Here is a 25,861-nt window from a genome sequence, read left to right as displayed (position 1 = left end):
CCGTTCAGCTGTCTTCCGGCTGCTTCGGTGCCGCCTTTGGCCGTCCCGGTCCACGTCGCTTCGCGGGTGCTGCCGTTGCTGATGCGGTTGCGCTCTTCTTCACAGCCGCCGCCCTGGCAGCGGCTGTCGCTGACGGCGCTTTCTTCGGCGCCGTCTTTTTTGCGGGCGCTTTTTTCACTGCTGTCTTTTTCGCGGGTGTCTTTTTCACTGCCGCTTTCTTCGCCGGCGCTTTCTTGCTTACCGCGGCTTTCCTGCTCGCCACGGTTTTTTTCTTTGCCGCGGCTTTCTTCGCGGGCGCCTTTTTGCGCGTTTTTACAGCGGCGGTATCGGAAGCCGCCGTGCTGTTGCGCTGACGCTTCGCCGCCTTCTCAACAACTTCCGCGGCGCGCTCTGCCGCCTGCGCCCTGCGGGTTTCCAGTGCCAGGTCTGCGCGGATGGGGACCAGCCGTTCTGCGTAGTCGTATGCCGCTCGCGCCATGCTGCCCATGCTGTCTGTCAGCTCCTGCACCTGCTTGAGCAGGTCGTCAACGCGGCGTTGATTCACGCTGGTGGACTTCGAGCGCATCGCAGCACGCGCCTGATTCAGACGTGTCGTGGCCGCACTGTGCTTTTTCCGCGCGGCTGCCAGGTCGCGCTTGAGTCCTGCGTGGGCTTTTTCCGTTTCCTTCAGAAGCCGGCCACGCAACTTCTCAACACGCTTGTTCGCCTGTTGTGCGAGCTTTGTCGCCTGAGCCATTTCTTTATCCAGCATGATGTGTGAACTCCGTTTTATTGCTCTGAAACACCCTCTTAGTTTAGGTGCTATGTGCCCAGAAGTAACGGTTATTTTCTGAACAGCGACAACGGCACTACAGCGCCGGCTGACACCCGGGGCACCAGTAAAGTCGTCGACCGCCGGTTTCCGCACGGGCAATCTCACCACCACAGCGATAGCATGGCTGACCGTCGCGACCAAACACGAAAAACCGTCGCTGCTCGCGCCGAAAACCCTGTGAAACAAGGCGTTTTGCGAGGCGGGGCGGTAACGTGATGCCGGCGGTGGCGTAACTGCGACGGCTGACTGCAAGCGTTGCACGCGCCAACGCACCTCGCTCTCCGCGGCCAAGACTGGCAGCATTGCGCACCGGGTTCAGTGCGGCAGCAAACAGAATTTCCGCACGCAGGTAATTACCGATGCCCGCCAGAAAGCGTTGATCCAGATACAGTGCCTCAAGTCGACGGCGGCGGAATTCCGGCGACGCGAGTCGCGCCGCCACCTCCCGCCAGTGCAGATCCGGCGCAAGAATATCCGGTCCGATTCGCGACAGGAACGGGTGCTGGTTTATCTCGGGCGTGGGCCAGACGCTGATGTCGGATGCGCTATAGAGCAACGCGCTGTGGGTCTTTGTATGCAGCGCGATACGCAGTGAACGGCCCGTCTCTGGCAGACAGTCCCGCGCAACGATTCGCCAGACACCGTACAGCTGGTTATGCGAATAGATCGTCCAGTCATGCTCAAAATGCGTCAGCAGCGCCTTGCCGCGTGTTTCCAGCGCCTGTACGCGCTGCCCGCGCAGAATCTTCGCGTAGCGCTGCAGTCGCGGCAGGCCGAAGTTGATCGATTCTATGACGCGTCCGGCGAGCACCGCCTCGATACGGTCAGCGGCGCGGCGTATTTCAGGTCCCTCTGGCACAGCAATCCCCCTGTTTCGCGTGTCGACTTTACGCAGCGCAGGCGTCGCCGGATGCGCACCCCTTTCAGGATCAGGTCTGAAGCGGACCGGCGCCTGACAGAGGGCTTTACAGGCAGTCAGACGATGGCCAGACTTCGGGAGCTCTTGGGAAACCGTTTCATGCTGACAATAAAATCCCGCGTGGCCTACGGCGCTGGCGGTGCGGTCTACGCCATCAAGGAAGCCGCGTACACCATGTTTGTGCTGCTGTTCTATACCCAGGTACTGGGACTGAACGGCACCATGACCGGCATCGTTATCTCACTGAGCCTGGTGTGGGATGGCATTTCCGACCCACTGGCAGGCACATTGTCCGATCGCTTGCGCAGTCGCTTCGGCCGTCGTCATCCATTCATGCTGGCAAGCATACTGCCCATGGGCCTTGGCTTCATCGGCCTGTTTTCACCGCCTACCACGGTCACCGCGAGTACGCCCATGCTTGCCGGCTGGCTGCTCTTCTGGTCACTCTGGGTACGCACTTTCATCACCACCTTCACCATTCCCCACCTCGCGCTGTCAGCGGAAATTACCCGCGATTATCACGAGCGGAGCCAGATACTCGGCGCCAGGCTGGCCTTTCTGTTCCTGTTCTCGGTGCTGATTCCGGCCGTCGCGCTGCTTCTGGTCTTCACCGGCGAGGGCGGGTCGGACGGACGCTTCGAGCGCGACAACTATCCGTTGTATGGCGCACTTTCCTGCGCCGCCGTCTGGCTCATGGCTGGCATCACCACGGTCGGCACGCGTCGACACATACGCAGCTCGCTGGACATTGCGGGGGCGCCCGCGAACCGTGGCACACTGCGTAATCTGACGCTGGATATCCGGCGCACCCTGGCCAACAGCTCCTTTCGCCTCGTCCTGGGCTACGAGATTGCCAACATGGTGGCCTATGGCACCGTCGCCACACTGAACATGCTGGTGTGGACCTACTACTGGGAGTTCTCGACGCGGGAAGTCTCCATCATTCTGTCTGTACCGAGTCTGCTGGCGGTGGCACTGGTAATGATGACGCTGACGCCGCTGAGTCGCCGCTTCGAGAAATTCCAGCTCATGCAGCTGTCTGTGGCCGGCATCATTCTCAACTGCCTGTGGCTGTATCCACTGCGCATGCTCGACCTGCTGCCGCCGAACGGCACCGCCGTGATCTTCGCACTGAACTTTCTCTTCATGCTGATCTTCATGTACTGCTTTTTATTGCGCGCCATACAGACGCAGTCGATCATCGCCGACATTACCGACGAGCATGAATTCGAGCACGAGCTGAAGCAGGAAGGCGGTTTCTTCGCCGCCGCCAACTTTGTCAACAAGTTTGCATCGATTTTCGGACCGGTCTATGGCGGCGTCGTTCTGGATGTGATCGGCCTGACGGGAGACATGCGGCCCGGCAATGTGCCTGCGCCTGTGCTGGATGGGCTCGCCTGGGCCTTCGGCCTCGGTACACTTCCGGGATTCGTGATAGCGCTGCTGCTGGTGCTGCGTCTGGATCTTACACGTGCGCGGGTGGAGGACCTGCAGCGCCGTAACCGTGAGCGCGAAAGCGCCCGGAGGCGCGCCTGACTGTCACCGCCGGCAGGACGGTCCTGGGCACGCCTGCCAGCGCTACCAGCGATAGCCGATCCGGAAGCGATAGATCTGATTCAGTTCCTCAACCGTGGCAACGGCGCCCGAATCGTATTCCCAGGAGACCTCGGCAGACCCTTCAATATCGGCAATCAGGGGGAATGACATACCGGCGGTACTATTGATCACCACATCCGACCTGTCGTCGAGGTCCCAGATACCGTTCTGACGCACGTAGACACGCAGGTCGTCACCGAAATAACGGCTGGTTGCATCCAGTGTCCACACCGCACCGGGATACTCCTCATCCGGTGAACTGGTGAACTGCTCGGAAACGTAGGACAGGCCAAGTTCCGTTTCGAGTATGAAAAAAGGGGTCCGGTCGAACTTTTTGCCGAGATAGGGGCCGACATAGGCCCGCAGGTCGATGTTGGAGAACTGGTCGCGCTCCGCCGACGCACTCATGCCCCAGTACCAGTCGTTGTCGAGAAAGCGGTCGTACTTGGACGTGAACGTCACGTTTTCCGCGCGACGTGTACCGTTGACATCCCGCACCTGGCCATACACCCGTGTGGAATAGCGATCATCCAGCCCGGTCCAGCGCGACTCCACGTTGTAATCCAGCTCATTGGTTTCCGTGTTACCGCGCTGCGCGGACAGGGCACCGCTGGCGAGGCCGTTCCAGCGGTAGCCTTCACCGGTCTCCCAGGGTTCGGGGTTCACACGCAGCAACTGCGACAGCGCATAGCTGCCACCCCCCTCCTCAATGGCTTCCGGTAGCACCAGCCGCTCATCCTCGACCGCAAGTGGGCGCGCCTCGATAATAGAGCCATCCGCCATCTGCAGCACCATAGGCGTTTCCGTATACATACTGGCAATCTGGTCGAGTCGCACCTGTATCGTGCCTGCAAAATCAGTCTTTACGCTCAGCGTTCCGTTCTCGGCATCCACCACCTCGCCATACACCGTGGAGCCGTTCTTCAGCTCAACCCGGTCCATCTCCTGTGCGACAGCGTTGACAGCCAGCCAAAACGTGGCCAGTGCGGCAATGATGCCCGTGCGACGGCGGGACATGGCGGTGTTCCTCAGGGACGGCAAAAGCCGGCATAGTACCGGATGGCGAGGGCCGAATAAACGCAACAGTGCGTCGAAGGCAGTCTCTGTGGCGCTCAGTCCAGCACGCGAACCGCATCACCCAGGCGCAGGTCGCCAGTATCAGCATGCAAGAGGTTCTGGCCGAAGAGAACGGCGCCATCGATGCGGCGCGTTGCAGCGAGCACCCGATTCAGGGCCGGATGTACAGTCCCCGTGTCCGGGTCCAGCGCCGGGATGGCGCAGCGCGTGCAGGGTTTGGCGACGGTAAAGCTGTGCTCACCGATCTGCAGGCGTCGCCAGCCGTCCTCGGCGAAGGGCGCACTGCCGCGGATCACCAGGTTGGGGCGAAAGCGGCGCATGCTCACTGGCGCATCGAGCGACGCGTTGATGGCTGCCAGCGAGGCTTCGGTGGTGAGCAGCAGGGGAAAGCCGTCGGCAAAGCTGACGGTCTCGCCATGCGCCGCGTAGTCTGGGTCCACCCGGCGCTGCGCGTCGTTGCCCATATACACCAGGCGGCAGGGTTGCCCGAGCATCGCAGAGAACCACCTCGCCGCCGTCTCGCCCGCGTCCAGGGCCTCGACCTCATCGCCCCAGACTTCAACACGCCGTCGCTCGGCATCGGCAGCCGGCGTCTGCACCCTCAACTCATGATCTCCATGGCCCAGCGTCAGCCCGTCGGCATGGATGGCTACCGACACCTGCCCCATTGCGGGAAGGCTGCGCTGCGACAGAAAGCGGTTTGCGGCATCCACCAGCAGCCAGCGGCGGTCGCCAGCGAGGCCGAACCGGTCGAGAGTGGCAGCGGTCAGCGCAATACCGGCGCAGGATTTCACGGGGTAAATAAAAAGACCACTGAGGGTCATGCCGTCCGCCATCAGCGCAGCGCTCCCGCCCTGGCCCGCGCACCGGCTGCCCCGTCGACGACGTCATTCGTCAAGCCCTCAACCAGGGCGGTGAGAAATGCGGGCACGCCGGTATCCACGGACGCATCAGACAACCCCAGGCGCACCACGACCAGCTCCTGCTCCGGTAGCACCAGCACATACTGGCCGGCGTTGCCTCCGGCGTAGAACAGGGTTTCCGGCAGTCCCGGGAAGGCCTCGCCGTCGCTATTCAGCCAGAAGCTGCGGCCATAACTGCCGTCATCGCCGGTCGGCGTCACCGCGGCGCGCTGCCAGGCCTGAGAGAGCAGCGCAGAGCGCCCATGCCAGGCGTCCAGCCAGAGCTGGCCGACGGTCAGCCAGTCCCGGGCGCTGAGAAAGGCGTAGCTGGAACCCACCTGCACACCGCTGGCATCCGCCTCGGCAACCAGGGATGAAAGCCCGAGCGGCAGTGAAAATGCCGTAGCCAGCCACTCTTCATAGCGATCTACCGGTAGTGCAGACTGCCAGATGGCAGCCGTGAGATTGGCGTCGCCGCTGGAATAATTGAAGCGCGCGCCCGGCGCGTGGGCATGACCGCTGCGCGGCGCTGACTGCCACATGGCGTGATCACGATACAGCATTCGCGTCGCATCGCTGCCCGGCTCGTAGCGTTCCTCGAAGTCAAAGCCACTGCGCATGCGCAGCAGATGCTCGAGCGTCAGCTGCGGACTCACCGCGGCAACGAGATCCCTGGATGCACCCAGCTCGCGCAGGCGCGGTGCCACTGGCTGATCGAGACGCAGGCGGCCCTCCTCCACCAGCAGCGCCACCCACGTGGCCAGCAGACTTTTGTTCATGGACCAGCCCTGCAGCGGCGTCGCCGCGGTTACCGGTGCAGCATAGCGCTCTGCTATCACGCTACCGCGGTGCGCTACCAGCATGGCCAGGGTCTGGCGGTCGCCCTCGGCGGGCTCGATAAACGCGGCATCCAGCGCCGCCATCAGCGGCGCGGACTTTGCAAAAACAAAGGGTGAGTGCGGCTGCGGCCGCTTCTGCGGATTCGCCACTGGCGCTGCGCCGGCAGGCGCATTGCCGGGGAGGTGCAGGGTGCAGCCCCGGGCCGGTGACTGGTAGCCCGCAACGGCGCTGGCGGCGAGCAGAGACGCACGCGCCTCGCCGCGCGCCTCGTCCACCTCCAGGGACAGCAGCCCCAGCGCCGGCCCCAGGATTGCCATGCGCGGCAGGATGTCGCGCGTCACCACAAAATCCCGGGGCATGGCCGATACGAACACACCGGAGCATAGCTGTTTGGCGCTGTAGCCAACCGCCACCTGCGTGGCGACATGCACCTGCCAGACAAACCAGGCAAGGCCCGCCAGCACCAGCGACAGTAAAAACACCTTTAACTTGACCATGCCTACCTCCCGTCTGGGCCACGATGATAGACCATGCACGCGCGCGATGCCCCGAAGCTGATAGAATCGGGATTCACAACCAGGAGGACCTCATGAGCAATCTGGATTTCGATCTGTTTGTTATCGGCGCCGGCTCCGGCGGCGTGCGCGCCGCACGAATGGCGTCGTCGTTCGGCGCCCGCGTTGCCATTGCCGAGGACCGCTATATGGGCGGCACCTGCGTGAACGTGGGCTGCGTTCCGAAAAAGCTTTACGTGTACGCGGCGGAATACGGCAAGGGCTTTACCGATGCCCGGGAGTTCGGCTGGAATACCACGGTGAATGGCTTCGACTGGGCCACCCTGCGGGACAACAAGAAAACCGAGATCGCCCGCCTCAATGCCATCTACCGCAAGATGCTCAACGGCGCCGGCGCCACGGTCTTCGAGGGCCGCGCCAGCATTGTCGATGGCAATACGGTGGCCGTGGGCAAGAAACACTACCGCTGCGGCAAGATTCTTATCGCCACCGGCGGCTGGCCGTCGGTGCCGGATTTCCCCGGGAGTGAGCACGCACTCACATCCAACGAGATCTTCGACCTGGACAGTTTTCCGAAGCGTATCGCCATTGTCGGCGGGGGCTACATCGCGGTGGAATTCGCCGGGATCTTCAACGGGCTCGGCGCGAAGGTCACCCAGCTTTACCGCGGACCGCTGTTCCTGCGCGGCTTCGACCCCGACATCCGCGCCCACGCTGCCCAGGAAATCCGCAAGACGGGTGTCGACCTGCGCTTTGAGGTCAACGTCGAGTCGATTGAAGCCACGTCGAAGAGCTACCGCCTCAAGCTCACCGACGGCAGCACACTGGAGGCCGATGCCGTGCTCTACGCCACGGGGCGCACGCCGCACCTCGATGGACTGGGACTCGAGAATGTCGATGTCAGGCTCACGGCACGCGGCAGTATCGAAGTCGACGAGTACTACTGCACCAGCGAACCCAGCGTGTACGCAGTGGGCGACGTCATCGGCGGCATGGAGCTGACGCCGGTGGCCCTGGCCGAGGGCATGGCCTTCGCGCGCCGCGAGTTCGGCGACAGGGAAGCGCAGGTGGATTACGAGTTCATCCCCACCGCGGTCTTCAGCCAGCCGAATATCGGCACGGTTGGCTTCACCGAAGAAGAAGCCAGTGCCGAGTTCGGCGACATCACGATGTACAAGGCGACCTTCCGACCGATGAAGCACACGATCAGCGGTCGCGACGAGAAGACCTTCATGAAGCTGATCGTGGAGGACAAGACTGACCGCGTGGTGGGCGTGCACATGATGGGCCCGGACGCCGGCGAGATCATGCAGGGCATCGCCGTCGCCATGAAAGCCGGCGCCACCAAGGCAGACTTTGACAACACCATCGGCATTCATCCCACCGCCGCCGAGGAATTCGTTACCATGCGTGAGCCCTGGGCTCCGTCGGTGACGACCTCGGTAACAGACGGATGACGCTGTCACTCCGGTGATCCGCCGAGACCCCGCAATGCGCCGCGACGCAACAGGACCTGCTGTAGCTGCACATGATTGACGTTCAGTCCGTGACACGCCGCTTTGGCGCGCACATCGCGGTAGACAACGTGTCGTTCCGGATAGGGGAACGCGAGGTTGTCGGCCTGCTGGGCCACAACGGCGCCGGCAAAAGCACCATGATGCGCATGCTCAGTGGCTATCTGGAGCCATCGGCGGGAGTTCTGTTCGTCAATGGCTGTGACCTCGATACCGACGCTCCGGTCATGCAGCGCCAGCTCGGCTATCTGCCCGAGCACCTGCCGGTCTATCCGGACATGCGGGTTGCCGAATACCTCGATTACGCCGCCGCACTCAAGCGCATTTCCCGCGCCGCCAGACCTGCTGCGATTCGCCGTGTGCTGTCGCTCACCGATCTTGGCGACCGCTGCCTCGACCGCATTGGCACCCTGTCCCGTGGCCTGCGCCAGCGGACTGGCGTGGCCCAGGCACTGCTGGGCAAGCCTCGCCTGCTGATTCTGGATGAACCCACCAACGGGCTGGACCCGGGTCAGACCGCCCAGATGCGCGACCTCATCCGGGCGCTCGCCAGCGAGGCAACGGTGATTCTGTCGACCCACATCATGCAGGAGGTGGAAGCCGTGTGTGAGCGGGTGCTGGTGCTGCACAACGGTCAGCTGGTGCTGGACCAGCATCTCGCCACCCTGAAAGACAGTCACACCCTGATGGTGCGCGCCAGCGGTGACGCAACCGCCATCCGGCGCACGCTTTCACAGCTGCCGCAGGTGCTGCATGCCCGTATCGACTCGACACAGGGCGATGCAGCCACGCTGCGGCTGGAACTGCATCCGGGGAGTGAGCGCGACCGCGCGGCCGGCAACATCAGCCACGCCCTCGTCGGCACCGGCGCCAGGCTGCTGGAACTGCGGCCGCTGCTGCGCGATCTCGACAGCGTGCTGCAGGAACTGATTGCAGGGGGGCCGGCTCGTGGGTGAATTCCCTGCGCTGCGCGTGGCGCAGAAAGAGCTGCGACTGTTTTTCAACTCGCCGGTGGGCTGGAGCTTCCTTGGCGTCTTTCTCCTTGCAAGCCTGTTTGTTTTCTTCTGGGTAGAGGCGTTTTTTGCGCGCAATATCGCCGATGTGCGACCGTTGTTCGAGTGGATGCCGCTCATGCTGATCTTCCTTGCCGCGGCACTCACCATGCGCCTGTGGAGCGAGGAGCGCAGCCACGGCACGCTGGAATACCTGCTGACCCAGCCGGTTCCCCTGTGGCAGTTTGTGCTCGGCAAGTTTCTTGCCTGCGCCGTCCTGCTGGGTCTTGCGCTGCTGGCCACGCTGCCGCTGCCGCTCACGGTGGCCGCCATCGCCAACCTGGACTGGGGCCCGGTGCTCGCAGGCTACCTCGCGGCCGCCCTGCTCGGCTGCGCCTACCTCAGCATCGGGCTGTTTGTATCCGCACACAGCGCCAACGCCATGCTCAGCCTGATAGGCAGTGTGCTGATCTGCGGCGCACTCTACCTGATCGGCAGCCCGCTGCTGACCGGTTTTTTCAATGACGACACGGCCGCCCTGCTTCGCCTGCTCGGCAGCGGCTCGCGCTTTGACAGCATCACCCGCGGGGTCATCGACCTGCGCGACCTGTATTACTATGCCGCGCTCTGCACCGGATTCCTGGCACTCAACGTCTACACGCTGGACCGGCAGCGCTGGGCGACAGATTCACGGCAGCGTCGGCACCGTCTCTGGCATGCCGGCATTGCGTTGCTGCTGCTGAACCTTCTGCTCGCCGGCATCTGGCTGCAGCCCCTGACTGGCCTGCGCGTGGATGTCACGCAAGGCCGTCTGTATTCGATTTCCGAGCCCACCCGTGACCTGCTTGAGCAGACGCGGGAACCGCTGTTGATCCGGGGCTATTTCAGCGAGCGCACCCACCCTCTGCTCGCCCCGCTGGTGCCGCAGATAAAAGATCTGCTGCGAGAGTACGCCGTTGCCGGTGGCGAGCGCGTGCAGGTGGAATTTGTCGACCCGGCGGAGAACCCTGAGACGGAGCGGGAAGCCAGCGAGCAATACGCTATCGACCCCACGCCCTTCCAGGTGGCGGATCGTTACCAGTCGGCGCTGGTCAACGCCTTTTTCCACGTGCTGGTTTCCTATGGCGGCGAGCACGAGACGCTGGGCTTTGCCGACCTGATCGAGGTGAAGACCGCCAGCGGCAGCCAGCCCGAGGTCGCCCTGCGCAATCCGGAGTTCGATATCACCCGCGCCATCCGCGATGTGCTGCACAGTTACCAGGCCGGCGGCAACCTGTTTGAGCAGATTGATCGTCCCGTGCAGCTGACCGCCTATGTGTCAGCCGACGACAGGCTGCCGCAGCTGCTTCTGACCTACCGCAGGGCCATTGAAAAAACGCTGGAAGCGCGCGTCGCGCGTGCCGGGGGTAAATTTCGCGTCGAGTTTGTCGAGCCCGAGGCAGGCGATGGCGCGGTTGCTGAGCGCATCGTTGACGAGTGGGGCTTCCAGCCCCTTCTGGCCTCGCTGAATGATCAGCGGGAGTTCTATTTTTATCTGACGCTGGAGGACGATCACCAGGTGGTGCAACTGCCCACCGGCGCCTTTGATCCCGATGCCTTCGAGCAGACCCTCGATGCCGGGCTGAAGCGCTTTGCCAGCGGATTTACCAAAACCATCGCCCTGGTGTTTCCCGAAACGGGCAGCGGACAGTTCCGGGGCAGGGCGCCGGCAGTCCATACCTTCCAGACCCTGGAGCAGGAGATTTCCCGCGACTACAGCATCGTGCGCGAGGACCTGGGCGACGGCGAGGTCGACAGCAGCGCCGACCTGCTGCTGGTGCTCGCCCCCGAGAACCTCGACGACACCGCGGTATACGCCATGGATCAGTTCCTGATGCGGGGTGGCACCGTGGTTCTTGGCACCTCCGGATTTTCCGTCGAGGCACGCGGCGGTGACCTACAGATGCGCGAGGTGGACAGTGGCCTGGCGTCGTGGCTCGCGCATCATGGCATTGACATCGCCCCTGCCATGGTTCTCGATAGCCAGCATCGGTCATACCCGGTGCCCGTCATGCGCCGCGTTGGCGGCTACGAGTTTCGCGATATGCAGTTCGTTGATTATCCCTATCTTATTGATATTCGCGGTGACGGGCTGAACAGCGAGCATCCCATTACCCGCGGCCTGCCAAGCCTGGCGCTGGCCTGGAGCTCCCCGGTGGCAGTATCGCGCGAGAGGAGCGACATCAGCGCGGAATGGCTGCTGCGCTCCAGCCCCGACGCCTCGCGATCCAGCGCGCGCAACGTCATGCCCGGTGCCATCGAGGACGACACCCGGTCAGACAGCGACGGAAAACCGCAGCGGGAAACCCTGGGCCTACTCATGCAGGGACGCTTTTCCAGTGCGTTCAGCGAAGTGCCCGGTGACGACCCGGGCGACAGTGCAGGGGTTGAGGAGCGAGCGGCTGCCCTTGGCGTCGAGCGAATCCGCAGCCACCTCAACCAGTCGTCGGACGCGGCGCGCCTGATCGTCATCGGTTCCAACGACTTCGCCAGCGACCAGGTCATGAGCGGACTGGTCGCCGCCAGCGGCACGGAATTCCTGAGCCCGGTGGCGCTGTTGATGAACACGCTGGACTGGTCACTCACCGATGGCAGCCTGCTGCAGATTCGCTCCCGCGCCCACTTCAACCGTACCCTGCCACCACTGGATAGCCGTATCCGATCCCGCCTGGAATACACCAATTACGCGGCAGCACTGCTCGTCCTGGCAGTCTTCGGGCTGCTGCACTGGCTGCGCGAACGCCGACGGCGCACCTACTGGCGGAGAGTACTCGCATGACCGCGCGCCTGGTTGCGCTGCTGGCCCTTGCCGCCTGCCTGCAGCTGTCGGCCGTGGTGTTTCTGCACTGGCCCGGAAGCACGCGCGAGTCCGATTCTCTCGGGAGCGACACCCACCTCCTGCCGCTGGCCCGTGAGGACGTAACGCGCATCACCGTCGCCGACGCCAACGGCCGGGAGATAAGCGTGCTCCGTCAGAATGGACAGTGGCACATTGACAATGCGTCGCTGCCAGCAGCCAAAGGCGTGGTCGATCGGCTTCTCGACGCGCTTACGCGTTCTACCGGGTTTCCAGTGGCGCGCAGCGACAGCGCCCGTGCAAGATTCGAGGTGGATGACGCGCACTTCCAGCGCCGCATCACTCTGGCGAGCGGTGCGGTTGACCTGCAGATGTCCGGCGAAAGGCAAACTATGGACGCGGTAACGATCTACCTCGGGACATCGCCCGGAATCCGCCAGGTGTATGCGCGTCGCGGCGACAGCACGGCGATACAGGCGATCACGCTCAGCACCTTCGACGTGCCGGCAACGGTTGACGGCTGGCTGGAGCCCAGGCTGTTGTCACTGGAAAGGATTGACCGTGTGCGTTACGGCAACAGCGAGTGGACAAAATCGGATAGCAGCTGGATTTCGAAAGACGCTGCGCAGCCGCCTGGGGAACAGGCCCTGGAAGCGCTGCAAGCCCTGGAGCAGTCATTTCGCACACTACAGGTCACCGGCACTGCGGCAACGATACGCGCAGACGGGGCAGCAGAAACGGTGACGCATCAGGTTACCATCCGGCACGATAACCGGGACCTTACCCTGCGTCTTTCAAGCGGATCGACCGCCGGGGAGAACTACATCCATCGCAGTGATTTTGATCGCTGGTTCGCGCTGAGCCGCTATGACCACGACCGCCTGGCCGACGCCCTCAGGATTCTCAGCGCAGAGATTGATGCAGAAAAAACCACAGCAGAAACAACGCGTGCGATAGAGTTGCCAGACTGATTAAGCCTCCCATCGAATAACAGGCGCGGCACGCACCCGCACGGAGAGACGCATGAACCTGATCGACGACATACTCCTGCCAGGCTCGCTCTGGTTCATCATGTTTTCCATGGGACTGAGCCTCACGCTGCACGATTTCGGTCGCATTTTTGCTAACCGACGTGCGCTCCTGGCGGGGTCTGCCAGCATGCTTGTCATACCGCCGGTTATCGGCATCGGCATTGCCGTGCTGTTTGCTCCGACCCAGCCACTGGCAGTCGGCTTCGTGCTGCTGGCGACCTGCCCCGGAGGGATGCTGTCAAATCTGATGACTGACTTTTCGAAAGGCGATCTCGCCCTGTCACTCTCGATGAGTGTTGGGGTCAGCTTTATTTATATTTTCATCGTGCCGCTCTACGCTTACGCTGCCCTGCAATTCTTCATGGGGTTCAGCGGACCTGTGGAGGTTCCGCTTGGCGGCTTTGTCTGGAAGGTGTTCAGCATCACGCTGGTCCCGGTCACACTGGGCCTGATATTCGCGCACTTTCAGGCGGGCGCGGCGGCGTGGCTTCGTGGCAAACTAAAATTGATTGCAACGGTGGTGCTGGTGTCGGCTTTCGTCATCATTCTCATCGACCAGATTGACGTACTGAGGCAGAACTTCTGGGTCCTGTTCTGGATGACCCTGGGTGCGAATCTCATTGTGCTGGCGCTGGCCTTCGGCGTCACCCGGTTATCGCATCTTAATCCCAGGGAAACCTCCGCCATATGCATTGAGCACATGATCCGGCAGGAGGGCACTGCCATCTACATCGCCGTCGCCATTGCCGGCAGCCGGGAAATGTCGCTACCCATGATCATGAACACCCCGGTGGCGCTGGTTATTTGTATTGTTCTCGTGCTCGCCATGCGCAATTACGTCAACCGGCACAGCGCGACAGAGCAAAGCGCATGAAATGGCCGGAGGCAAGAGACCAAGGCGCTGCTGGCAGAGCACCAACATCTTCAGGACCGCCCACGGGAGCACACATGGGTCCACTCGAGGCCACTGGCTGCTCTAACGGGAATCGCCGGATTCGTCGGCCAGCATCTCTGACTGGCGCATGCCCTGACGCTGGACCACATAGCGGATGATCTGCTCCCGTGCGACGTCGTCCTCATCAAACCCGAGCCGGATTCGGCGTGATTGATCCTCATTTTCGCTGGGTTCGTTTGCCATCACCGTGCAGTTCAGCTGCAAAGGTACCTGTGACGGCTGCAACAGCAGACTCAGGCGTCGCCGCGTGCCCACCGGAAATGACTCGTCGCTATCGAACGCAACTCCACTGCCACTCAGGCTGACCGGCGTGGGAACGTGACGCTCACCCTCCGCCGCACTCTGTCCCGGCAGCATCGATCCAAGCATGTCGATTTTGCGGTTGATCAAGCCAAGAGCCTGCCCGATCACCGGGTCGGCACGAAAGACCTTGTTGATGGCATCACTCAGTTCACCTTCCATATGGACGAGCATAGCCTCGTGGTCGGATGGCGGCTTCTCGGTGTCAGGTTCCGGAATGGCTGTGTGGTACAACGGGAGTCGATCAAGGATCCGGTAGTATTCTCTGCGCTCCTCACTCACTCTCAAAGATACTCCTCTGATTCTGCAAGAGCCTGGCGTATGACGATTTCCACCCTGCGGTTCCTGGCGCGGCCCTCAGCGGTGTCATTGCCAGCGAGAGGCTGTGTGTCGGCATAACCCACCACCATCATGCGGCGATCCTCCAGGTTGGGCTCGCGCAGCAGTTCGTGGGTAAGCGACAGGGCGCGGCCGGCCGACAGGGCCCAGTTGGTGGGGAAGGGGCCACCACTGATAGGGACGTTGTCGGTGTGTCCTTCAATCGCGACCTTTCCAGGGATCTCCGCCATTGCAGATCGCAGTTTGCTTATTACAGGCAGAAAACCGTCCGTCAGACTGGCAGAGCCGGAGGGAAACGATCCGTTCTCGCGGATGCGAATAGTGATGAAGCGGCCTTCTGACTCGATATCGATGTTTTCGTTGGCGATTTCATCGGCGAACAGCGCGCGGAGCCGCTGGGCATCGGCAGCGGTTTCCTGCTCCAGCGTGGCGACTTTCTGCTCCAGGAGCGCACGGGCCTGCTCGTCGTCCATTTTGGCCTGAGCCTGTTCCTGGGTGCCCGTCTGCAGTGAGGAACGGCTGCTATCCCGGGTCACCTGCTGGATCTGCTGGATCGGGGTGGGGATGGTCCGGCCCGGGCTGAATTCCATCGCGATGACGCTGGTACCCTTGGGCGTGTCATCTGCCTTGATCTGCTGCTGCACGCCGAACGCCATTTTCATTGAGCCGGCAATGGTCTTGTAGCGCTCCAGGTCCATTTCGGAGAAGGACAGCAGAAGGACAAAGAACGCGAGTAGTAGCGACATCAGATCGGCAAAAGTCGCCATCCAGGCTGGAGCGCCGCGATTGTCACCCTCGCCCTGGTCGAAGTCGATCATGCGTTGACGTCTTCACTGCTGCGTTTTGCAGGCGCTATGTACATTTTGAGCATTGACTCGATGACTCGCGGATTCTGACCGTCCTGAATGGCCAGGAGACCATCGATACAGATCGCTTTGATTCGACCCTCTTCCACCTTGCGCAGGTTGAGTTTGTCGGCAATCGGGAACGCCACCATATTCGCCAGAATGGCGCCGTAAAGGGTCGTCAACAGCGCCACCGCCATGGCCGGCCCGATCGTCTTCGGATCGTTCATGGTCGACAGCATCTGAACGAGACCGATCAGAGTACCTATCATACCCATGGCTGGCGCTACATCACCCGTGGCGGTGAACACCTTGGCACTCCACTGGTGACGGTCGATTGTGTGCTGCAGGTCCTTGGTCATGACATTGCTGACAACTTCCGGTGAATTGCCATCCGAAACCATCTGTACGCCACGCTGAAGAAACTCGTTGTCGATCTGCGCATTCTCGAGCGCCAAAAGACCTTCCTTGCGGGCAATCGTCGCCAGTTCGACGATTTTCTGCACGACCTCCTCCGGGTTCTCCATCTTGTTGGAGAATGCCCTAAGGGCGACTTTGAAGGCGCCGAGAAAATGGGCCATGTTGAACTTGATCATCACAACCAGCATGGTGCCCGCAATCACGATGAGGACTGACGGTATATTAAAAAACATGATGGGAGAACCACCCGTGATGATGGCAGCCATCACTACCCCAAGGGCGCCTACCAGGCCCAGTAATGTCGCCAGATCCATGCTTCCTGTTCCCTTTGTTTTTTTGCCGCGGACTGCCCGGAGGGTGAACGCCCAGAAGTATATCCCAATCTGCTGCACGGTATGTATTGTTGATGGCATGGCACTTGGCGGGCGAGGACAGTACATCACCGGGACAGCCGCCCTGCATCACGATGATGGTGGCTTTACCCACCGATAAGTTTGATACTGTTGCCTCAGTCTTATATCACTTGCTGCGGACTTCTGTCGGCGCAGTATCAGAAAACCGAGCTGGTGACAGAACTCACGACCCTGACAACCCACGCAGAGCCACTGATTTCACGACACAGGTTGCCCATGACACAGCAACAGGATTCGGACATGGCCGTGCCTTGCGAAGACGGTGTGGTAGAGCAATACCTGAAGCATGTGACCGAGGTCGGTGATCGACGTGCAATCACCGCCACCGAGGATATCTGCAGCACCAGTGGTGTAAAGCTGCTTGCAGCCGGCTACCAGGTCAACAGCAGCCTGCTCGACAAACTCCTCAGGCACAAGCTGCTCAAACCGATTGACCACAGCTGTGTGGTGGAAAACGCCATTGACAGCGCTTATCTCGTATCACGGGCTCGGGAGTTGCTCAACGAGCAAAAAGAATTCGCCGCCCTCATCGAGCAAGAGACAACCGGCGATTTTCTTCACGCCTGTTTCGGGCACATGCAGCTTCCCACTGCGATTCGCAACAAGCTCACGGTGCTGGCAGAACAGGCGCCCCGACTGATTGATCACAGCCTCTGGTGCACCATGGGATCGATATTTCTTGGACAGAAACTCGACATGAACATGGTCGAGGAGCGTCATCTTGCGAGCGCAGCGCTGCTGCATGATATCGGCCAGCTGCACATCGACCACCGCATCCTTGACCCGAAAGAACGCCTGGACGAGGCGCTCCGGCGACAGGTACAGACACATCCGGTGATCGGCGGCTCTATCATTGATGCCCTGGATGTCTACGACAAGGCCGTTTCACGCGCCGTCCTCGAGCACCATGAGCGCGCGGACGGCAGCGGTTACCCTGGCGGCCTCCGGGGGGACCAGATGAGCCTGGCAGGGCGCATTCTGTCGTTCATCGAGTTCAGCCTGGGGATACGCCAGTCGGCAGGAGCGCGCCATCTTGCCATCGTGATCAGAACCTATGCGCATCAGTTTGATCCGGTGATCACGCGAGTCTTCTGGGAGCACTTCAATGTCGCCGAACCCCTGGAGAAATACCCGTTCGATACCCGGGACATCCCGGCACTGTATGCCCGCCTGAGCGACATTCTCGAAGGCTGGGAGGCCGTGCAGGAACACGCATCGGCACAGGCGTGGACGCTCGCAGAGCGGGACTTTCGCGCCATACGCAGGGCGTTTTCCAGCGTGGGTCTGGCGCCGGACCTGATTGAAGACCTTGAGGCGAGCGAACCGGACTCGGAGGCGCACCTGGAGGCCTGCAGTGTTCTGCGTGAAGGGCTGCGGCAGGCGCGTGAGGCCACGGACATTCTGTCCAGGGCCGCACAGGACGACCCGGACATGCGCAAGGATACGGTTGTTCTTGAATGGCTGGAAAACACGACGCAGGCGCTGAACGCCCGATAAGCCGGCATTCAGAGCGCGGTCGGTATCTGTTACCGCGTGTGCAGGCGCTGCATGATGCTGGAGAAATCCATTGCGCCGTTACCCTCGGCCTGGTGTTCGCTGTATAGCGCCTGCGCCAGCTGGCCCATGCGGTTGGCAACGCCGCCGCTCTCGGCAATATCCATGGCCAGGCCAAGATCCTTGACCATCAGGTCCACCATGAACCCCGGCTGGTAATCGTTGCTCGCCGGCGCTGCATCCATGACCCCCGGATAGGGGTTGTAGACCTCCAGCGACCAGTTGCGCCCGGAGCTGGCGCTCATGATCTCCGACAGCACCTTCGGGTCGAGGCCGTGACGCGCGCCCATTTCCAGCGCCTCGCAGGTGCCGATCATGTGGATCGCCAGCAGCATGTTGTTGCAGCCCTTGGCCACCTGCCCCGCGCCGGCGGGCCCGGCATGAAAAATGTTCTTGCCCATGTCCGCAAGGATCAGCCGCGCCTTTTCAAAAGTCATGGGGTCGCCGCCGCACATGAAGGCAAGCGTGCCGGCAGCCGCCGCTGCAACGCCGCCGGAGACTGGCGCGTCCATGAAGCCGATGCCCAGCTTTTCCGCGGCAGCGCCCACATCCCGCGCGGTTCCGGCATCGATAGTGGAACAGTCGAGCACGGTGGTGTGTGCGTCGAGTGCTGCCAGCAGGCCCTCGTCACCAAGATAGACTCCGGTCACGTGCTTGCCCGCGGGCAGCATGGAAATCACGTAATCCTTGTCGGCAGACGCGGCCAGGGCCGACTCCGCCACACTCGCGCCGCGCTCCGCCAGAGCTGCAGTGGCCTGTGCAGACAGATCGAAGACAGTGACATCGTGGCCGGCTTTCAGCAGGTTGCCGGCCATGGGACCGCCCATATTGCCAAGACCGATAAATGCGACGCGTGCCATGTTCTGTTCTCCGGAAGTTGTTGACGGTTGCGAGCGCGGCGGGCTGCGCTCGCGCTAGAGATCAACCAGGGGGTTGGTATCCCAGGGCGCGACAAAGAACCCGTCCAGTACCTCGGCGGGAACGTCACGGGTGGTGGCGTACTGCCAGGCCGGATTGCGGTCCTTGTCGATCAGCAGAGCGCGCACGCCCTCGGCAAATTCCGGATGGCGGACAATCTGGGTGGCCAGCTGGATTTCCGCCTGGAAGACCTGCTTGAGTGAGCTGTGACGGGTAACTGTGAGCTGACGGTCGATGCGCAGCGCCGCCAGCGGTGATCCGTTGGCGAGGCTGTCCCGCGCCCGGGACAGCCACGTGTCGTCGGTGTCCAGCGCGAGGATGTTGTCCACCACGCCGTGAATCGTGTTGGCGTCGCACAGGGTGGCAATCTGCGCGCGGTGTGCCGCGACCTGGCCCTCGGGCTGCTGCGCGGCACTCGCCTTCGCCGCCGCGCGCAGCACATCCTGCACCAGGCCGTGATTCTCCCCGGGGTCCTGAGTCCAGCTCTGGGCGAGCAGCTGCTCCATGACGCTGTTGCAGCGATCACTGGTAATGAAGCGGTCTGCCAGACCGACATACAGGGCATCCGCCGCATTGATGTGGGCGCCGGTGAGGGCGAGAAAGCGTCCGATGCTGCCGGGCATGTGATTCAGAAACCAGCTGCCGCCGACGTCCGGGAACAGGGCGATGGTGATCTCGGGCATCGCAATGCGCGTGGTCTCCGTTACCACCCGGTGGCTACAGCCGGACATGATGCCCAGGCCCCCGCCCATGACGATACCGCTGCCCCAGCAGACAATCGGCTTGGGGTAGGTGTGCAGCGTGTAGTTCATGCGGTATTCGTGGGTGAAGAAACTCTCTGCGTAGAGGCAGGGCCCCCCGGGCTTTTCCACAGCCGACGCGTGCAGGGCCTGCACATCGCCGCCGGCGCACAGCGCGCGGTCGCCGCTACCGGCGATAAACACGGCGGCAATATTGTCATCGCGGCGCCAGCGGTTCAGTGCCCCCTGGATCAACTCAACCATCTCCAGCGTGAGCGAGTTGAGCGTTTTCGGCACGTTCAGCGTGATGACGCCGAGCGCGCCCTGGGCGGAATCCTGTTCGGTGATCAGCACCGGTGAATCTGACATGTCGTATCCTGTCTGTTGTTGGCGTCTCGCGAAACTTGGCGTGTGGAGAAAACTAGCGTATCACCGCCAGCGCCCCTTCCATCAACATTCGGCGGCTGATAATCACGCGCATGATCTCGTTGGTGCCCTCGAGAATCTGGTGCACGCGGGTGTCGCGCACGTGCCGCTCCATGGGGTATTCCTTGATATAACCGTAGCCCCCGAAAAGCTGCAACGCGTCGTTGCAGATATGGAAACCGGCGTCCGTGGCGAAGCGCTTGGCCATGGCACAATACGTGGTCGCCTCGGGTGCCTTGTTATCCAGCTTGCTGGCCGCCAGGCGGATCATCTGCCGGGCAGCGACCAGTTCGGTGAGCATGTCGGCGAGCTTGAACTGGGTGGCCTGGAAGGTGGCGATGGACTGGCCGAACTGCTCCCGCTCCTGCACGTAAGCCGCGGCCTCCTCCAGGGCCTGCTGCGCAGTGCCGACGCTGCAGGTGGCAATGTTGATACGTCCGCCGTCCAGCCCTTCCATGGCGATGGCAAAGCCCTGCCCTTCCTCGCCAAGGCGATAGCGAACCGGAACACGCACGTTGTCGAAGGTCACGGCGCGGGTCGGCTGGGCATTCCAGCCCATCTTCTCTTCCTTCTTGCCGTAGCTGATGCCCTCGGCATTGGCTGGCACGAGCACGGCGGTCACGCCTTTGGCGCCCTCATCACCGGTGCGCAGCATCACCACCAGCACGTCGGTTTCGCCGGCGCCGGAAATGAACACCTTGCTACCGTTGATAACGTAGTCATCGCCATCGCGCTCGGCGCGGGTGCGCAGCTTGGCCGCGTCAGAGCCGGCACCGGGCTCGGTCAGACAGTAGGAGGCCAGCTTTTCGCCGGTAACCAGCGACGGGCACCACTCCTCGATGGTCTGCTCGTTGCAGTACTTGCCGATCATGCTGGTGGCCATGTTGTGGATGGTCAGGAAGGCCGCGGTGGTGGTGCAGCCCCTGGACAGCTCCTCCACGATCAGGCTGGCATCCAGCCGACCCATGCCCAGGCCACCGGCAGACTCCGGCGTGTACATGCCCATGAAGCCGAGTTCACCGGCCCGGGCCAGGACGTCTTTCGGGAATACCGATTCGGCATCCCAGAGCGCCGCGTTGGGCGCCAGTTCCTTGTCCGCAAAGGCCTTGGCGCTGTCGACATAGGCCTGCTGGTCTTCACTCAATGCAAAATCCACGTATTGTCTCCCGTCCCGCCTGGTTTACCTGGCTTCAGCGCAGGTTGATGCTCATGTTCGGCTGCCCACCCCCAGTCGCAGCCGGCTCCTGGAAGCTCCACTTCGCGGTAATGGTCTTGGTTTCGGTGTAGAAGCGAACCGCCTGCTTGCCGTAGGCGTGCAGGTCGCCGCGGAAGGAACCGCGCCAGCCGGTGAAGGAGAAGAACGGCAGCGGTACCGGAATCGGGATGTTGATCCCCACCTGCCCCACCAGGATCTCGTGCTGGAACTTGCGCGCCGCACCGCCTGAGGCCGTGAACAGGGAAACCCCATTGCCGACCTCGAGACTGTTGATCTGGGCGATGGCCTCCTCCAGCGTCTCCACCTGCATGCAGCACAGCACCGGGCCAAAGATCTCTTCCTTATAGATGCTCATCTCGGGAGTCACATCCTTGAAGAGGGTGGGCCCAACCCAGTTACCGTCGGGATAACCGTCGACCGTGCAGTCACTGCCATCCAGCAGGCAGGTGGCGCCCTCTTCCGTGCCCTTGCTGATCAGCCCCAGCACGCGCTCGCGCGCCTGCGGAGAAATCAATGGGCCATAAGACGCCGATGCGTCGTCCCAGACACCCGGCTGAGCCGTGGCAAGGCGCTCGGCCAGGGCGTCGATCAGCTGGCTTGAGTCACCCACGAACATGGCGACCGAGATGCCCATGCAGCGCTGGCCACCGGCGCCCACCGATGAACCCACCAGGGCGTTCAGTACCGCATTCGGGTCTGCGTCCGGCATGATTACCATGTGGTTCTTGGCGCCCATCATGCACTGCACGCGCTTGCCCGCCGCCGTGCCGGTGCGGTAGATGTGCTCGCCCACATGGCTGGAGCCGACGAAGGACGCCGCCCTGACGTCCGGGTGCTCAAGCAGCTGGTTGACCTGGTCGGGACCGCCGTGAACCATGTTGAGCACGCCCTTGGGCGCTCCCGCCTCGATGAAGAGTTCCACCAGCCGCACCGGCGTAAGAGGAACCTGCTCGGAGGGCTTGAGCACGAAGGTATTGCCGGCGGCGATGGCCAGCGGGAACATCCACAGCGGGATCATGGCCGGAAAGTTGAACGGCGTGATGCCAACGCAAACGCCCAAGGGCTGAATATAGGTGTAGGTATCGATGCCGTTGGCAACATTCTCCACCGTCTCACCCATCATGTTGGACGGGATATTGGCTGCCTGTTCCACCACTTCGATGCCGCGCCAGACGTCACCCTTGGCATCCTCGAAGGTCTTGCCCGTGTCGTGGGCAAGGATTTCGCCGAGTTCGTCGTGGTACGCCTTGAGCAGCGCCTGGTAGCGCATCATCAGGCGCGCGCGCTCCGCCACCGGCACATCGCGCCAGGTCTGGAAGGCGTCCTTTGCGCTGGCGACGGCCACGTCCACCTCATCGGGCGTGGCGAAGGGCACTTCGGCCAGCACGGCCTGGGTGGCGGGATTGAGAACATCGCGCTTGTCGTTACTCGCACTCTGGACGAACTCGCCGTTGATAAACAGCGGAACCTGACGGGTCATGCAACACCTCTGTGACATTATCGTGATAATCACCCAACTCTAGCAGTTGCATCGACCCCCTGCCATTGACGAAATTGCGGGATACATGGACTATCTTGCTGACGCCCACGCCAGCGGGAGAGAACCCACGATGAGTGCACCATCCGAGTGGCCGCTGCCACACAATGGCATACGCTTCGTCTCGCCCGGGTTTATCCTGGCGGCCCTGCAGCGCAACCCCCTGACCCAGGATTGCTTCCCTACCGCCATGGGATTCTATCCGCATGCACACGGCCACCGCATGCGCCGGGAGCGCCACGACGACAACCTCGTGATCTACTGCACGGCCGGTCACGGTGTCCTGCAGGCTGGCGGCTCAACCCATGCCGCCGGTCCCGGCAGCCTGATGCTGCTGCCCCAGGGGCTTGCCCACGAGTACCGCGCCAGCAGCCGGGACCCCTGGCACCTGTACTGGGTGCACTGCCGCGGCGACAATGCCGGCGCCTTCATGGATTACCTGGGCTATCGTCCGGGGAAACCGGTAGTCGAGGTGGACGTGCACCCCGCGCTGATCGCCAGCTTCGACAGCCTGCTGGCAGTACGCAGCACCGGCTACAGCCTGGCCGCCTTTGTCAACGCTGCCAATCACCTGCGCCACCTGTTCACCCAGTTTGCGCTGGCCGCCAGCCAGCGTCGCGCCGCGCAGCCCGGCGAACTGGACCTCACGCGCCTGCAGGACTACATGCGCGCGAACATCGACAAACCCCTGTCACTGGACGACCTGGCCCGGCTCGCCAACCTGTCGCGCTTTCATTTTGCCAACCGCTACAAGGCACTGACCGGCTACTCGCCGATCAAGCACTTCCTGCACCTGAAAATGGAGGCGGCATGCCGCATGCTGGATACCTCGCGGCGCAGCATCGGCAGTATTGCCCAAGAGCTGGGCTATACGGATGCGCTGTATTTCTCGCGGGCATTCAAGGGGGTGGTGGGTGTGTCGCCGAAGGGTTATCGGGAGTCGGTAAGACGGTGACGTGAGTATCACCAGGGCCACAATTTCCGTGAACATCAGATCTGATCCGGTGTAAGGTTTCCCTGGTTGGCCGTAGCCACCGAGGAAAAAACGCCATGCCAGACTGCCTGCTGAAAACCGTTGCACCGGTCGCGACTCTGCTCGCAACATTGCTCACCTTCCCTGCCCTCGCTCAGGTCGCGGCTGACCCCGAACGCATCCAGGCGCGCATCGACAGGCTCGCAACCTTCGGCGGCACGCCGGACGGTGGCACCTCCCGGCCGGGCTTTGGCGAAGCGGACAGAAGGGCGCGGGAATGGCTGCTGCCAGAGCTTGCAAACCTGGGCCTGAGGATTCGCGTGGATGCGGCCGGCAATATCATCGCCACGCGGCCCGGCACCGACCCCCAGCTGCCCGCGGTCGCTTTCGGCTCGCATATCGACTCCGTGCCCAACGGGGGCAGTTACGACGGGCAGGCCGGTACCGTCGCTGCCATGGAGGTCATGTCCATGCTCAAGGAGGCAGACATCGCCACCCGCCATCCCCTGGAGCTGATCGTTTTCGTGGCCGAGGAGGATGGGCTCTTCGGCAGCGCCGCGATGATCGGCAAGCTCACCGCGGACGAGCTGGACTTTGTCACCAACAGCGGCCGCAGCGTCGCCAAGGGCATGGACTTTGTGGGCGGCATGAGCGGGAAGGTGTCCATGGCCGAGCGCTCGGCGGATGAGCTCGCTGCCTTTATCGAACTGCACATCGAGCAGGGTCCCTACCTCGACGATGCCGGCATCGATATCGGCGTCGTCGAGGGCATCGTGGGTATCGAGCAGTGGTCCATCACCGTAGAGGGCAGCGCCAACCACGCCGGCACCACGCCGATGAACGCGCGGCAGGACGCCCTTCTCGCCGCCTCGAAGCTGGTGGTTGCGGTGAACGACTCCGTGAACGCCGTGGGCGGGCGGCTGGTAGGCACGGTGGGTGAGCTTGCAGTGCAACCGAACGTATCCAATATCGTGCCCGGCCGCGTGGAACTGGTGCTGGAGATGCGCGATCTGGACAGCACGCAGATTGCCGACGCCTTTTCACGTATCCGCGAACGCGCCGATGCCATTGCAGAGGCCGGCGACGTGGAGATCACCATTGAGCACGCTCTCTCCCATACTGCGGCGCCGACAGACCCACAGATTCAGGCGGCAATCCGGGCCGCGGCGGACGAGCTAGGCTACAGCAGCATGGCGATGCCAAGCGGTGCGGGCCACGATGCGCAGAACATGGCCGCGCGTTGGGCGACGGGGATGATTTTTGTGCCCAGCCGGGATGGCGTGAGCCACTCACCGCGGGAATACACAAGCAAGGAGGCGCTGGCGAAGGGGGCGGAGGTGCTCTATCGGGCAGTACTGGCGCTGAGCGAGTAGCGAGTAGCGAGTAGCGAGTAGCGAGTAGCGAGTAGCGAGTAGCGAGTAAAATGAAGGGTCGACAGAACAGCTTCGCTCGACCACTGCGCCGAGCAAGCCAGTTGCGCCAGATACGTTCCACCGCGTGCCGGAAGCGGCCGGCCATGCGTAATCCCATCACCTATAGCACATGAGAGAGCTCGGCATGACTTACACTTTGATACACAACCCCGGCTGTGGATCCTCCAAGAAGGGTCTGGCCCTGCTTGAGTCGGAGGGTATTGCGCCCACGATCCGCAAATACATGAACAAGACAGAGCAATTGAGTGAAGCAGAACTGCGGGATATTGCTGTCAAGATGGGCAAGGTGAGCCCCCGGGCGTTTCTGCGTGACAAGGATGCCGCAGCTGCAGGGCTGGCCACCGATGCTGACGATGATGCGGTCTTTGCTGCCATGGCCGCCAACCCCAGGCTCATTCAGCGCCCTATCGGTATCAACGGCAAAAAGGCCGTACTTGGCCGACCTAACGAGCGCCTGCTGGAGATTCGCTGAGGCGCGGCTTGAAACCTGGTATGACGACGGCGTCAAACCCAGCCTGCTGCAGGCGTCCAACGATGATCGCGTGCTGAATTCTGCACTGAGCGCCTGGATGCCGTGGGTAGGTGAGATGCGGTGGCTGGCCGTCGAGCCCGACAGTGGCAGCGCATTAGGGGCTTCAGACAGTTTGCAGGGGTTGAGGTGCGAAAGAGTGAACGTGTGTTCCGCCCGGACCTTCCCTGACCCTGTAGACAGGGGATGCTCGGGAAACGGCGCATGAAAATCTCCGCGGAGATTTT

22 protein-coding genes are annotated in these 25,861 nt (G+C 62.4%); 10 read left to right on the top strand and 12 right to left on the bottom strand.

The features are described 5' to 3' along the window. Positions 1-4: 4 nt before the first annotated feature. Together EV688_RS11495 and nei are read right to left on the bottom strand one after the other, a co-directional pair. Positions 5-751, bottom strand: a complete 747-nt coding sequence (locus tag EV688_RS11495) for a hypothetical protein (RefSeq protein ID WP_117318180.1) — start codon at positions 749-751, stop codon at positions 5-7. Positions 752-848: 97 nt separating this feature from the next. Further along, a complete protein-coding gene (nei, locus tag EV688_RS11490) occupies positions 849-1,673 on the bottom strand; it encodes an endonuclease VIII (RefSeq protein WP_117318182.1) in 825 nt (274 codons plus the stop codon). A gap of 159 nt (positions 1,674-1,832) precedes the next feature. Here nei and EV688_RS11485 point away from each other — a divergent pair, with 159 nt between their 5' ends. Further along, complete coding sequence (locus EV688_RS11485) at positions 1,833-3,269, top strand: MFS transporter (protein WP_117318183.1); 1,437 nt, start codon at positions 1,833-1,835, stop codon at positions 3,267-3,269. A gap of 42 nt (positions 3,270-3,311) precedes the next feature. Here EV688_RS11485 and EV688_RS11480 read toward each other — a convergent pair whose 3' ends face one another. The 3 genes from EV688_RS11480 to EV688_RS11470 all read right to left on the bottom strand — a co-directional run bounded on the left by EV688_RS11480 (position 3,312) and on the right by EV688_RS11470 (position 6,645). Beyond that, positions 3,312-4,346 carry a DUF481 domain-containing protein gene (locus EV688_RS11480; protein ID WP_117318185.1) on the bottom strand — a complete coding sequence of 345 codons (1,035 nt, stop codon included), beginning with the start codon at positions 4,344-4,346 and terminating at the stop codon, positions 3,312-3,314. Positions 4,347-4,441: 95 nt separating this feature from the next. Next, the gene (locus EV688_RS11475) at positions 4,442-5,242 is read right to left on the bottom strand and encodes an MOSC domain-containing protein (RefSeq protein WP_117318186.1); all 801 of its coding nucleotides are present in this window, start codon (positions 5,240-5,242) and stop codon (positions 4,442-4,444) included. After that, a complete protein-coding gene (locus EV688_RS11470; RefSeq protein ID WP_117318188.1) occupies positions 5,242-6,645 on the bottom strand; it encodes a serine hydrolase domain-containing protein in 1,404 nt (467 codons plus the stop codon). Before EV688_RS11470 ends, EV688_RS11475 begins: the two co-directional genes overlap by 1 nt. Positions 6,646-6,737: 92 nt before the next feature. On the opposite strand from EV688_RS11470, the gene gorA reads away from it, so the two are divergent. The 5 genes from gorA (at position 6,738) to EV688_RS11445 (ending at position 13,910) form a co-directional block, all read left to right on the top strand. Further along, positions 6,738-8,120: a glutathione-disulfide reductase gene (gorA, locus tag EV688_RS11465; protein ID WP_117318189.1), complete on the top strand. Its 1,383-nt coding sequence runs from the start codon at positions 6,738-6,740 to the stop codon at positions 8,118-8,120. A 71-nt stretch (positions 8,121-8,191) separates the two neighbouring features. Then, positions 8,192-9,133, top strand: coding sequence for an ABC transporter ATP-binding protein (locus EV688_RS11460; protein ID WP_117318191.1), 942 nt, complete (start codon positions 8,192-8,194; stop codon positions 9,131-9,133). Next, positions 9,126-11,987 carry a Gldg family protein gene (locus EV688_RS11455; protein ID WP_117318313.1) on the top strand — a complete coding sequence of 954 codons (2,862 nt, stop codon included), beginning with the start codon at positions 9,126-9,128 and terminating at the stop codon, positions 11,985-11,987. The genes EV688_RS11460 and EV688_RS11455 overlap by 8 nt, the downstream gene beginning before the upstream one ends. Continuing rightward, positions 11,984-12,976 carry a DUF4340 domain-containing protein gene (locus EV688_RS11450; protein ID WP_117318193.1) on the top strand — a complete coding sequence of 331 codons (993 nt, stop codon included), beginning with the start codon at positions 11,984-11,986 and terminating at the stop codon, positions 12,974-12,976. Before EV688_RS11455 ends, EV688_RS11450 begins: the two co-directional genes overlap by 4 nt. 52 nt (positions 12,977-13,028) lie before the next feature. After that, on the top strand, positions 13,029-13,910 hold the full coding sequence (locus tag EV688_RS11445; RefSeq protein WP_117318195.1) for a bile acid:sodium symporter family protein: 882 nt from the start codon (positions 13,029-13,031) through the stop codon (positions 13,908-13,910). A gap of 102 nt (positions 13,911-14,012) precedes the next feature. Here the strand turns inward: EV688_RS11445 and EV688_RS11440 are convergent, their stop codons facing one another. From EV688_RS11440 to pomA, 3 genes are read right to left on the bottom strand one after another with little or no spacing between them, the layout of a single operon-like run. Beyond that, positions 14,013-14,573 carry a PilZ domain-containing protein gene (locus EV688_RS11440; RefSeq protein ID WP_117318197.1) on the bottom strand — a complete coding sequence of 187 codons (561 nt, stop codon included), beginning with the start codon at positions 14,571-14,573 and terminating at the stop codon, positions 14,013-14,015. A gap of 2 nt (positions 14,574-14,575) precedes the next feature. After that, entirely contained in the window at positions 14,576-15,448 is an 873-nt protein-coding gene (locus EV688_RS11435; RefSeq protein ID WP_117318199.1) for a MotB family protein, read from the bottom strand. Further along, the gene (gene pomA, locus EV688_RS11430; RefSeq protein WP_117318201.1) at positions 15,445-16,209 is read right to left on the bottom strand and encodes a flagellar motor protein PomA; all 765 of its coding nucleotides are present in this window, start codon (positions 16,207-16,209) and stop codon (positions 15,445-15,447) included. Before pomA ends, EV688_RS11435 begins: the two co-directional genes overlap by 4 nt. A gap of 315 nt (positions 16,210-16,524) precedes the next feature. Between pomA and EV688_RS11425 the strand changes: the two genes are divergently transcribed. Beyond that, complete coding sequence (locus tag EV688_RS11425; protein WP_117318203.1) at positions 16,525-17,805, top strand: HD-GYP domain-containing protein; 1,281 nt, start codon at positions 16,525-16,527, stop codon at positions 17,803-17,805. A 29-nt stretch (positions 17,806-17,834) separates the two neighbouring features. Here the strand turns inward: EV688_RS11425 and mmsB are convergent, their stop codons facing one another. Genes mmsB through EV688_RS11405 form a run of 4 tightly spaced genes read right to left on the bottom strand, consistent with a single transcriptional unit; the run spans position 17,835 to position 22,642 of the window. After that, positions 17,835-18,722 (bottom strand): 3-hydroxyisobutyrate dehydrogenase, encoded by an 888-nt coding sequence (mmsB, locus tag EV688_RS11420; RefSeq protein WP_117318205.1) that lies wholly within the window; start codon positions 18,720-18,722, stop codon positions 17,835-17,837. Between the two features lie 54 nt (positions 18,723-18,776). Further along, positions 18,777-19,889, bottom strand: a complete 1,113-nt coding sequence (locus EV688_RS11415) for an enoyl-CoA hydratase/isomerase family protein (protein ID WP_117318207.1) — start codon at positions 19,887-19,889, stop codon at positions 18,777-18,779. A 52-nt stretch (positions 19,890-19,941) separates the two neighbouring features. Continuing rightward, positions 19,942-21,102 carry an acyl-CoA dehydrogenase family protein gene (locus EV688_RS11410; RefSeq protein ID WP_117318209.1) on the bottom strand — a complete coding sequence of 387 codons (1,161 nt, stop codon included), beginning with the start codon at positions 21,100-21,102 and terminating at the stop codon, positions 19,942-19,944. Positions 21,103-21,136: 34 nt separating this feature from the next. Further along, positions 21,137-22,642 carry a CoA-acylating methylmalonate-semialdehyde dehydrogenase gene (locus EV688_RS11405; protein WP_117318211.1) on the bottom strand — a complete coding sequence of 502 codons (1,506 nt, stop codon included), beginning with the start codon at positions 22,640-22,642 and terminating at the stop codon, positions 21,137-21,139. 130 nt (positions 22,643-22,772) lie between these two features. Here EV688_RS11405 and EV688_RS11400 point away from each other — a divergent pair, with 130 nt between their 5' ends. From EV688_RS11400 to EV688_RS11390, 3 genes are all read left to right on the top strand, one after another. Beyond that, positions 22,773-23,654: an AraC family transcriptional regulator gene (locus EV688_RS11400; protein WP_117318213.1), complete on the top strand. Its 882-nt coding sequence runs from the start codon at positions 22,773-22,775 to the stop codon at positions 23,652-23,654. A 95-nt stretch (positions 23,655-23,749) separates the two neighbouring features. Then, positions 23,750-25,045 (top strand): M20 family metallo-hydrolase, encoded by a 1,296-nt coding sequence (locus tag EV688_RS11395; protein ID WP_117318215.1) that lies wholly within the window; start codon positions 23,750-23,752, stop codon positions 25,043-25,045. Positions 25,046-25,229: 184 nt separating this feature from the next. Beyond that, a complete protein-coding gene (locus EV688_RS11390; protein WP_117318217.1) occupies positions 25,230-25,577 on the top strand; it encodes an ArsC/Spx/MgsR family protein in 348 nt (115 codons plus the stop codon). Positions 25,578-25,861: the final 284 nt, after the last annotated feature.

This window comes from Chromatocurvus halotolerans, from assembly GCF_004340525.1.
Taxonomy (GTDB): Bacteria; Pseudomonadota; Gammaproteobacteria; order Pseudomonadales; family Halieaceae; genus Chromatocurvus; species Chromatocurvus halotolerans.
This window is presented reverse-complemented; position numbering and strand designations above follow the sequence as displayed.

Coding starts and splice junctions, on each gene's coding strand:
- EV688_RS11495 (WP_117318180.1), bottom strand. CDS start 751: ATGCTGGATAAAGAAATGGCTCAGGCGACAAAGCTCGCACAACAGGCG.
- EV688_RS11485 (WP_117318183.1), top strand. CDS start 1,833: ATGCTGACAATAAAATCCCGCGTGGCCTACGGCGCTGGCGGTGCGGTC.
- EV688_RS11480 (WP_117318185.1), bottom strand. CDS start 4,346: ATGTCCCGCCGTCGCACGGGCATCATTGCCGCACTGGCCACGTTTTGG.
- EV688_RS11475 (WP_117318186.1), bottom strand. CDS start 5,242: ATGGCGGACGGCATGACCCTCAGTGGTCTTTTTATTTACCCCGTGAAA.
- EV688_RS11470 (WP_117318188.1), bottom strand. CDS start 6,645: ATGGTCAAGTTAAAGGTGTTTTTACTGTCGCTGGTGCTGGCGGGCCTT.
- gorA (WP_117318189.1), top strand. CDS start 6,738: ATGAGCAATCTGGATTTCGATCTGTTTGTTATCGGCGCCGGCTCCGGC.
- EV688_RS11460 (WP_117318191.1), top strand. CDS start 8,192: ATGATTGACGTTCAGTCCGTGACACGCCGCTTTGGCGCGCACATCGCG.
- EV688_RS11450 (WP_117318193.1), top strand. CDS start 11,984: ATGACCGCGCGCCTGGTTGCGCTGCTGGCCCTTGCCGCCTGCCTGCAG.
- EV688_RS11445 (WP_117318195.1), top strand. CDS start 13,029: ATGAACCTGATCGACGACATACTCCTGCCAGGCTCGCTCTGGTTCATC.
- EV688_RS11435 (WP_117318199.1), bottom strand. CDS start 15,448: ATGATCGACTTCGACCAGGGCGAGGGTGACAATCGCGGCGCTCCAGCC.
- pomA (WP_117318201.1), bottom strand. CDS start 16,209: ATGGATCTGGCGACATTACTGGGCCTGGTAGGCGCCCTTGGGGTAGTG.
- EV688_RS11425 (WP_117318203.1), top strand. CDS start 16,525: ATGACACAGCAACAGGATTCGGACATGGCCGTGCCTTGCGAAGACGGT.
- mmsB (WP_117318205.1), bottom strand. CDS start 18,722: ATGGCACGCGTCGCATTTATCGGTCTTGGCAATATGGGCGGTCCCATG.
- EV688_RS11415 (WP_117318207.1), bottom strand. CDS start 19,889: ATGTCAGATTCACCGGTGCTGATCACCGAACAGGATTCCGCCCAGGGC.
- EV688_RS11405 (WP_117318211.1), bottom strand. CDS start 22,642: ATGACCCGTCAGGTTCCGCTGTTTATCAACGGCGAGTTCGTCCAGAGT.
- EV688_RS11400 (WP_117318213.1), top strand. CDS start 22,773: ATGAGTGCACCATCCGAGTGGCCGCTGCCACACAATGGCATACGCTTC.
- EV688_RS11395 (WP_117318215.1), top strand. CDS start 23,750: ATGCCAGACTGCCTGCTGAAAACCGTTGCACCGGTCGCGACTCTGCTC.
- EV688_RS11390 (WP_117318217.1), top strand. CDS start 25,230: ATGACTTACACTTTGATACACAACCCCGGCTGTGGATCCTCCAAGAAG.